The following is an 8,405-nucleotide window of genomic DNA, read 5'->3' as shown; positions in this document are numbered from 1 at the left end:
CGTCTTCCCCCCCCGCCTCAAGCAAGGGCTGTCCAAGACCAGCTCGAGCATCGGTGAAGGCATGGCCAGCCTGTTCCTCGGCAAGAAGGCCATCGACGATGACCTGCTCGACGAACTGGAAACCCGTCTGCTCACCGCCGACGTCGGTGTCGAGGCGACGACGGCGATCATGCAGAACCTCACACGCCGCGTGTCGCGCAAGGAGCTGGCCGACAGTGGCGCGCTCTATACCGCGCTGCAGGAAGAACTCTCTGGGCTGCTCAAGCCGGTCGAGCAGCCGCTGGTGGTCGACAGTGGCAAGCGCCCGTATGTGATCCTCGTGGTCGGCGTGAATGGTGTTGGCAAGACCACCACCATCGGCAAGCTGGCCAAGAAGCTGCAGCTCGAAGGCAAGAAGGTCATGCTCGCCGCTGGCGACACCTTCCGCGCCGCGGCGGTGGAGCAATTGCAGGTGTGGGGCGAGCGCAACAGCATTCCGGTGATCGCACAGCACACCGGTGCCGACTCCGCCTCGGTGATCTTCGATGCGGTGCAGGCGGCCAAGGCGCGGGGCATCGATGTGCTGATCGCGGACACCGCTGGCCGGCTGCACACCAAGGACAACCTGATGGAGGAGCTGAAGAAGGTCCGCCGGGTGATGGGCAAGCTCGACGAGTCGGCTCCCCACGAGGTCCTGCTCGTGCTCGACGCCGGCACTGGCCAGAACGCCATCAACCAGACCAAACAGTTCAATCAGGCGGTCGAGCTGACCGGTCTGGTGCTGACCAAACTCGACGGCACCGCCAAGGGCGGTGTGATCTTCGCCCTGGCCAAGCAGTTCGGCACGCCGATCCGCTACATCGGCGTCGGCGAAGGCATCGACGATCTCCGCACGTTCGAGGCCGATGCCTTCGTCAAGGCGCTTTTCGCCCAGCGGGACGGCGCATGATTCGTTTCGAACAGGTCGGCAAACGCTACCCCAACGGCCACATCGGGTTGCATGAGCTTTCCTTCCAGGTCCGCCGTGGCGAATTCCTCTTCGTCACCGGCCATTCCGGCGCCGGCAAGAGCACGCTGCTGCGCCTGTTGCTGGCAATGGAGCGTCCCACCAGCGGCAAGCTGCTGCTGGCCGGGCAGGACCTGTCGCGCATCACCAATGCGCAGATTCCTTTCCTGCGCCGGCAGATCGGCGTGGTGTTCCAGAATCACCAGTTGCTGTTCGATCGCACGGTGTTCGACAACGTCGCCCTGCCGTTGCAGATTCTCGGGCTCAACAAGCGCGAGATTGGCCAGCGGGTGATGACCGCGCTGGAGCGCGTCAGCCTCAAGGACAAGGCGCTGCAGTATCCGGCGGACCTGTCCACCGGTCAGCAGCAGCGTGTCGGCATCGCCCGGGCCGTGGTGCACCGGCCGGCCCTGCTGCTCGCCGATGAACCGACCGGCAACCTCGACCCGCGACTCGCTGCGGAGATCATGGGTGTGTTCGAAGACATCAATCGCCTGGGTACCACCGTGCTGATCGCCAGCCACGATCTGGCGCTGATCGCGCGGATGCGTCATCGCATGCTGACCCTGCAACGTGGTCGCCTGATCGGCGACGGGGAGGCCAGCCGATGAGCAGCGAACGCAATCCCAAGACCAACCCGAGCACGGCCGAGCGCGTCGGCGGTTCGGTGAAGAAGCCGGAGCAGCCGCGCGGCGACGAGCCGGACTTCAAGACGCTGTTCCACGCCTGGCTGGAAAGTCATCGCGCCAGTTTGGTCGACAGCGTCGGGCGTCTGATCAAGCAGCCGATCGGCAGCTTCTTCACCTGCCTGGTGATGGCCGTGGCGTTGAGCCTGCCCATGGGCCTGGCGCTGCTGCTGGACAACGTCGAACGGCTCGGTGGCTCGTGGCAGCGTGCCGCGCAGATCTCGCTGTTCATGCAGCTTGAGGTGGATGGCGACGCTGGCGAGCGCCTGCGTGACGAGGTTGCCGCCATGCCCGACGTGGCAGCGGCGGACTGGGTCAGCCGCGAGCAGGCGCTGGACGAGTTCCAGCAGCTGTCCGGGCTTGGCGAAGCGCTCAAGGAGTTGCCGGAGAATCCGCTGCCCGGCGTGGTCATCGTGACACCCGAAGTGGTGGACAAGGACAAGCTCGAAGCGCTGCGTCAGCGGCTGGCCGAACTGCCCGGCGTGCAGTTGGCTCAGCTGGATCTGCTCTGGGTCGAGCGGCTGACCGCTATTCTCAAGCTTGGCGACCGCTTCGTCTTCGGCCTGACATTGTTGCTGGTGGCGACGTTGCTGCTGGTGATTGGCAACACCATCCGCCTGCACATCGAGAACCGCCGCACCGAGATCGAGGTGGTCAAGCTGGTGGGCGGCACCGATGGTTACGTCCGCCGTCCGTTCCTCTACATGGGTGCCCTCTACGGTCTGGGCGCCGGCCTGATCGCCTGGCTGCTGCTGGTCTATGGACTGGGCTGGCTGAACGAGGCCGTGGTGAATCTGGCGGGCCTCTACGGCAGCGATTTCGGCCTGGGAGGCGTTCCGGCCGGCGATGCGTTATCGCTGGTGATCGGTGCGGTGCTGCTCGGCTACATCGGTGCCTGGCTGGCTGTCGCAAGGCATCTGAGCGAGCTTGCTCCTCGATAAAATTTCATTTGAAAACAATCACTTGACAGTTGTGTCAGGGAACTTTTCCACAGGCTTGCAGTCTCATGCGGCAATGCTAAACTGCTGCAGCTTCGTCATTGGAGGTACTGCATGACAACTACTCTGCAACCTGTTCAAGCGCTAGTCCCGGGAGCGAATCTCGAGGCCTACGTGCAGACCGTGAACAGCCTCCCGCTGCTCACTGTCGAGCAGGAGCGCGAGCTGGCCGGGCGCCTCTTCTATCATCAGGATCTCGAAGCGGCTCGGCAGATGGTGCTGGCGCACCTGCGTTTCGTCGTTCACATCGCCCGCAGCTATTCCGGCTACGGTCTGGCCCAGGCCGACCTGATCCAGGAAGGCAACGTCGGTCTGATGAAGGCCGTCAAGCGTTTCAATCCGGAAATGGGTGTGCGGCTGGTGTCCTTCGCGGTGCACTGGATTCGCGCCGAAATTCACGAGTTCATCCTGCGCAACTGGCGCATCGTCAAGGTCGCGACCACCAAGGCGCAGCGCAAACTGTTCTTCAATTTGCGCAGCCAGAAGAAGCGTCTGGCCTGGCTGAACAACGATGAAGTCACCGCCGTGGCCAATAGCCTGGGCGTCGAGCCGCACGAAGTGCGCGAAATGGAAAGCCGCCTGACCGGCCATGACATGGCCTTCGACCCGGCCGCCGATGCCGACGACGACAGCGCCTACCAGTCGCCTGCGCACTATCTGGAAGATCATCGCTACGATCCGGCCCGCCAGCTGGAAGATGCCGACTGGAGCGACAGTTCTACTTCCAGCCTGCATACGGCGCTCGAGGGGCTCGACGAGCGCAGCCGGGACATTCTCCAGCAACGCTGGCTGAACGAAGACAAGGCGACCCTGCACGACCTGGCTGCCAAGTACAACGTATCGGCCGAGCGCATTCGTCAGCTGGAGAAGAATGCGATGAACAAGTTGAAGGGCTCGATTCAGGCCTGATGCTCGTCAGCTGAGAAAGAATCGCGGGATGCCATTGGCTCCCGCGATTTTTTTTGCCGGCCGTTCGCTCAGGATACCGCCCGCCCGGCTATCGAGGCTTGCTTCTGGCCTGGCGGATGTTGTCTCGCGCCTGTTCAACCGCGACCAGCAGCTGGGCGTTGGTGATCGGCTTGTGCAGCCAGACGATCCCTGCGGGGAACTGTGCCTGCTCGAACTGGTGCGCGGCGGAGATGACGACGATGGGCAGATCCTGCATCGCCGGTTGATCGCGCAATTCGTCGATAAGCTGCATGCCGCTGCCGTCGGGCAGGTGCAGGTCCAGTGTCATGGCCTCGTAATGGCTGGCAGCGAGCTTTTCACGGGCCTGATGCAGGCTTTGCACGCGCTCCACGCCGTAGCCGCCCTCGCGCAGCATCATATGCAGCAGACGGCCGGTGTCAGGCTCGTCTTCGACGACCAGGATTCGCGGCTGGCCGTCGCGGCAGTCCGATTCGGCTGGCGGTATCTGGATCGGCAGCTCGCACCAGAAGGTGGTGCCCTGGCCGGGTACGCAGTCGAAGCCGACCGTACCGCCCATGCGTTCGATCAGCTCCTTGGTGATCGCAAGTCCGAGTCCGGTACCGGACTTCTGCCGGCTGTCGGAGGCATCGGCCTGGGCGAACTTCTCGAACACGCGGGAGCGGAACGCCTCGGGAATGCCGGGGCCCTGGTCGGTGACGCTGATACGAACCTTGGTCCCACGCAGGGAGCTGTGCAGGCGAATCTCTCCGCCCTCGGGGGTGAACTTGACGGCGTTTGAGAGGAAGTTGCCAAGCACCTGCTGCAGGCGCAGGCCGTCCACCCAGACCAGTACATCGGTCGGATGCTCGAGCGTACAGCGCACGCCATGCTGCTCGCAGAGGGCCTGGTTGCTCGCCAGCGATTCCTCGAGCAGGTCGCCAAGCGAATGTTCGCGCAGTTCGAACGACATCTTGCCGGCGGCAATCTTTTCCATGTCCAGCAGGTCGTTGATCAGATGACCCAGGCGCAGGCTGTTGCGGTAGGCGATCTCGAGCATCTGCTGCATGGTTGGCGGCGCAGAGCCGAGCGCGCCGCCGACGATCAGTCCGAGCGCACCGCTGATGGAGGTCAGTGGCGTGCGCAGCTCGTGGCTGACGGTGGAAACGAAGTCGTTCTTCATCTGCTCGACGCGCTTGCGTTCGGTGAGGTCCATCAGCGTGCCGCTGATGCGCTGGGCCATGCCTTGCGGGTCACGCTGGATATGGCCGCGCAGCAGTACCGGGACGACATGACCATGCTTGTGTTGCAACCGTAATTCGGTGGTGAAGTGGTCGACATTGGACAGCATGGTTTGGGCCAGGCGCGCCTTCTGCTGCGCTAGGTCTTCAGCAACCGTCAGCCGCTCCCACAGTTTGAGGTCGCAGGTCAGCTCGTTGGGACGATAACCGAGCATTTCCCAGGCGCGGGGCGAGGCGAACATGCTGCCGGCTTCCAGATCGAGATCCCACAGCCCATCGTTGCTGCCTTTCAGGGCAAGCGACAGACGCTCCTCGCTCAAGCGCAGATCGTGTTTGCTCTGACGTATGTGCCGCGTCATCTCGTTCGCCAGCGCCTGGGCACGGCTATGGCGCAACGCCAATGACGAGGTCAGGAAAAAAACCAGCAGGCTCAGACCGAGCCCCAGGCCGAACACCAGTGCCTCGTTGGAATGAAAACGCTCGTCGAACTCGGGCCGGCTATCCATGCGCAGCGTCCAGGTCTGGCCGTACAGCTCGAGCTGCTGCAACTGGCTGAAGCGGGCACTGCCGGGCTCGGGGGCTTCGCTCGATGCGTACAGCAGGTGTTCCGGCTCTTCACCGGGACTGGCGTAGATATGCAGCGCCAGCGGCAGATCGGCCGCACGCAGAATGCCGCGCATCAGATCTTCGACGCGATAAGGGCTATAGACGAAGCCGCGCAGCGCCTGCATGCGCTGCTCCGGCGTCGTCAGCGGCGCGCTCGGTCGATACACCGGCACATAGAGCAGCACACCGGCCTGCACCTTGCCATGGGTTTCCTGCAGTAGCGTCACCTTGCCGGTAATGCTCGTTTCGCCGAGCTGGGCGGCACGTTGCATGGCGCGACGGCGAGTCGGCTCGGAATACATGTCGTAGCCGAAGGCGGCCAGATTGCGCCTGAGGAACGGCTCAAGATAGACGATCGAAGTGTAGAGCTCCCGCTGGCCTGGCGGATGAATGTCGTAATCCGGGTAACCCTGTGCGCGCATGCGTGCGACATGCGCATCGCGTTCGGCCTGCGGAATTGCCTGGCTGAAACCGACGCCCTGGATGCCGGGATAACGGTCTGGTAGCAGCAAGCGCTCGACGTACGTGCGCCACTGCTCGCGGCTGACGTTCTCCACGGCATCGAACAGACCGGCGCCGCCGAGCAGGATCTGTTCATGGTCCCGCAGCCGTTTGCGGATCGCTTCAGTGACCTTCTCGCCGAGCATCTGGAACTGCTGCCGGGCAGCGCGATCCTCGTTGGTGCGCAGACTCTGCCAGACCACCAGTTGGACCAGCAGGGTGAACGCCAGCATTCCCCAGGCAACGCCGTTTCGCCAGCTGAACAGCTGTCGCAGGCCGTGAGGCTGATTGTGGTTTATCGCCGGATCGCTCATCGTCTTCGCTGCGGTACGCGGTGGTTGACCGATTGGACGCCGGAGGCCTGGAATCGGTGCCAGTCTGCGGCAGTCGAGCCAGTATGCCGCAAAGCTGGTTGCCCGGCCTTCCATGATGGCGAGGTTGACCGTTCTGTCAGCTTACCTGTCGTAATGGCCTATTGATATATGCGCCTGATCAGGCTCCGGACGAGCGGCAACTCTGCCCGTAGCGGAGTTCGGCCGCGCGCCAATCGATGTCGCTGGCAGGCTGCGGTCGTGCAAAGCCGTAGCCTTGGCCATAGTCGCAATTCTGCGCCAGCAGAAACGCCGCCTGGTCTGCAGTCTCGATGCCTTCCGCCACGACTTTGAGGCCCAGATTGTGTGCCAGACCGATGACCGAGCGGGTGATAGCGGCGTCCTCGCGGTCGTCGGGCAGGCCGCGGACGAAGCCCTGGTCGATCTTCAGTTTGTGCACGTTCATGCGCTTGAGTCGCTGGAGTGACGAGTAGCCGGTGCCGAAATCGTCGATCGCCAGCTGAACGCCGAGTGCGCGCAGGCGCTGCAGTAGCTCCAGGGCGGCGTCCGGGTCCTGCATCACCGCGCTTTCGGTGATCTCCAGTTCCAGATGGTGCGCCTCTAGCCCGCAGCGGGCCAGAATGGTGGCGACCTGCAGGTCGAGCTCGCCGTTGCCGAACAGGCGGCTGGAGATGTTCACCGCGATGAAGCCAAGCGGGCGACCCTGGCCAAGCCACTCTCGAGCCTGATTGCAGGCCTGCTCCAGCACCCAGTGATCGATCGCGCTGATCAGCCCGGTTTCCTCGGCGGCGGGAATGAAGATGCCCGGTGCGATCAGGCCTTTCTCCGGGTGTAGCCAGCGTACCAGTGCCTCGAAACCGGTGATCGTGCCCTCGCGCAGGTCGTAGATCGGCTGAAAGTGCAGGCGCAGCTGTCCTTGCTCGAGGGCCTGGCGCAATGCGGTGACCAGTTCGACGCGCTGGCGGGCCTGGCTGGTCAGTTCCTCGGAATAGAACGCATAGGTTGAGCGGCCGCTGTTCTTGGCCTTGAACAGCGCCGAGTCGGCGTTGCGCATCAGCTGTTCGACGTTCTGCACGTCGGTCGGATAGGGGTACAGCACGATGCCGATGCTGGCGCTGCTGAACAGCTCCTGGTCGGCGATATGGAAGGGTTCGTTCAGTCGGTCGAGAATGCGCAACGCCAGCGAGGTGGCCTTCTCCGCGCCGTAGCCTTCACAGAGCAGGGCGAACTCGTCACCGCCGAGTCGGCCAAGCGTCATGCCTTCTTCCAGGTACTCGCCCAGTCGCGTGCTGACAGCCTGCAACAGCGCGTCGCCCAGGCTGTGGCCAAGGCTTTCATTGATGTCCTTGAAGTGATCGAGGTCGATCAGAAGTAATGCACCGCTGCGTTTGTTGGCCCTGGCGCGCTCGAGATCCTGCTTGGCGCGTTCGGTGAACAGCAGCCGATTCGGCAGCTTGAGCAACGGATCGTAATGAGCGAGCTGGTCGAGCTCTTCGCGCGAGCGCTTGAGCGCCGAGAGATCGGAGAACACCGCTACGTAATGGCTGAGCTGGCCCTGGTTGTCATGGATGCAGCGCAGGTTCTGCCATTGCGGGTACACCTCGCCATTCTTGCGTCGGTTCCAGATCTCGCCGCTCCACTCGCCATGCTCTCTCAGCGCCAGCCACATCTGGTTGTAGAAGGCTGCGTCGTGCTTGCCAGACGCGAAGAGTCTAGGGGTCTGTCCAAGGACTTCCTCGGTGCTATATCCGGTGATGCGGCTGAACGCCGGATTGACGTGCACGATGTGTTGGCTTGGATCAGTGACCAGCACGCCTTCCTGAGTGCTGTCGAAGACTGCGGCGGCCTGCTTCAGGCTGGTTTCCTGGACGTGCTGGGCGCGCTGCTGTTCGTCGAAGCGGCGAAAGTGCTGGCGGCCGAGCAGGAATATCAGCACGGTGGTAAGCCCCACGAACAGCGCTCCCTTGCCCGTTTGCCAGGTTTGGCTATCGCCTGCAGCGAGGTAGCCGACCAGCATGTCGCCGAGGAGAATCCACAGCATGGCCAGGCAGAAATAGCCCAGACTTAGCCGGACGAGGTAGGTGTTCATGGTTGCTCTCGGGTCCGATCCAGATACTGCATAGTCAAACCCCATCGCACTGGCTGAGCGG

The 8,405-nt window shown here is 63.2% G+C and carries 6 protein-coding genes; 4 read left to right on the top strand and 2 right to left on the bottom strand.

What is annotated here, in order from left to right:
• The 4 genes from ftsY to rpoH all read left to right on the top strand — a co-directional run.
• Positions 1-928: signal recognition particle-docking protein FtsY (gene ftsY / locus F753_RS41190; protein ID WP_023446094.1), on the top strand; the 928-nt coding region annotated here is incomplete at its 5' end.
• Positions 925-1,596 carry a cell division ATP-binding protein FtsE gene (ftsE, locus tag F753_RS41185; RefSeq protein WP_003297174.1) on the top strand — a complete coding sequence of 224 codons (672 nt, stop codon included), beginning with the start codon at positions 925-927 and terminating at the stop codon, positions 1,594-1,596. The genes ftsY and ftsE, both read left to right, overlap by 4 nt.
• Entirely contained in the window at positions 1,593-2,612 is a 1,020-nt protein-coding gene (gene ftsX / locus F753_RS41180; protein WP_023446093.1) for a permease-like cell division protein FtsX, read from the top strand. Before ftsE ends, ftsX begins: the two co-directional genes overlap by 4 nt.
• A 111-nt stretch (positions 2,613-2,723) precedes the next feature.
• A complete protein-coding gene (rpoH, locus tag F753_RS41175) occupies positions 2,724-3,578 on the top strand; it encodes an RNA polymerase sigma factor RpoH (RefSeq protein ID WP_031298050.1) in 855 nt (284 codons plus the stop codon).
• Positions 3,579-3,666: 88 nt separating this feature from the next.
• On the opposite strand, the gene F753_RS41170 is transcribed toward rpoH, so the two are convergent.
• Together F753_RS41170 and dibA are read right to left on the bottom strand one after the other, a co-directional pair.
• Positions 3,667-6,237 (bottom strand): hybrid sensor histidine kinase/response regulator, encoded by a 2,571-nt coding sequence (locus F753_RS41170; protein WP_023446091.1) that lies wholly within the window; start codon positions 6,235-6,237, stop codon positions 3,667-3,669.
• Between the two features lie 178 nt (positions 6,238-6,415).
• On the bottom strand, positions 6,416-8,344 hold the full coding sequence (gene dibA, locus F753_RS41165; RefSeq protein WP_023446090.1) for a phosphodiesterase DibA: 1,929 nt from the start codon (positions 8,342-8,344) through the stop codon (positions 6,416-6,418).
• Between the last annotated feature and the right edge of the window lie 61 nt (positions 8,345-8,405).

Source organism: Stutzerimonas chloritidismutans AW-1 (assembly GCF_000495915.1).
Classification (GTDB): Bacteria; Pseudomonadota; Gammaproteobacteria; order Pseudomonadales; family Pseudomonadaceae; genus Stutzerimonas; species Stutzerimonas chloritidismutans.
Note: the sequence above shows the minus strand (reverse complement) of the source record. Positions and strands in the feature narration are given on the sequence as shown.

Excerpts from the sequence above, each read along its gene's own strand:
- ftsE (WP_003297174.1), top strand. The coding sequence starts at position 925 with ATGATTCGTTTCGAACAGGTCGGCAAACGCTACCCCAACGGCCACATC.
- ftsX (WP_023446093.1), top strand. The coding sequence starts at position 1,593 with ATGAGCAGCGAACGCAATCCCAAGACCAACCCGAGCACGGCCGAGCGC.
- rpoH (WP_031298050.1), top strand. The coding sequence starts at position 2,724 with ATGACAACTACTCTGCAACCTGTTCAAGCGCTAGTCCCGGGAGCGAAT.
- F753_RS41170 (WP_023446091.1), bottom strand. The coding sequence starts at position 6,237 with ATGAGCGATCCGGCGATAAACCACAATCAGCCTCACGGCCTGCGACAG.
- dibA (WP_023446090.1), bottom strand. The coding sequence starts at position 8,344 with ATGAACACCTACCTCGTCCGGCTAAGTCTGGGCTATTTCTGCCTGGCC.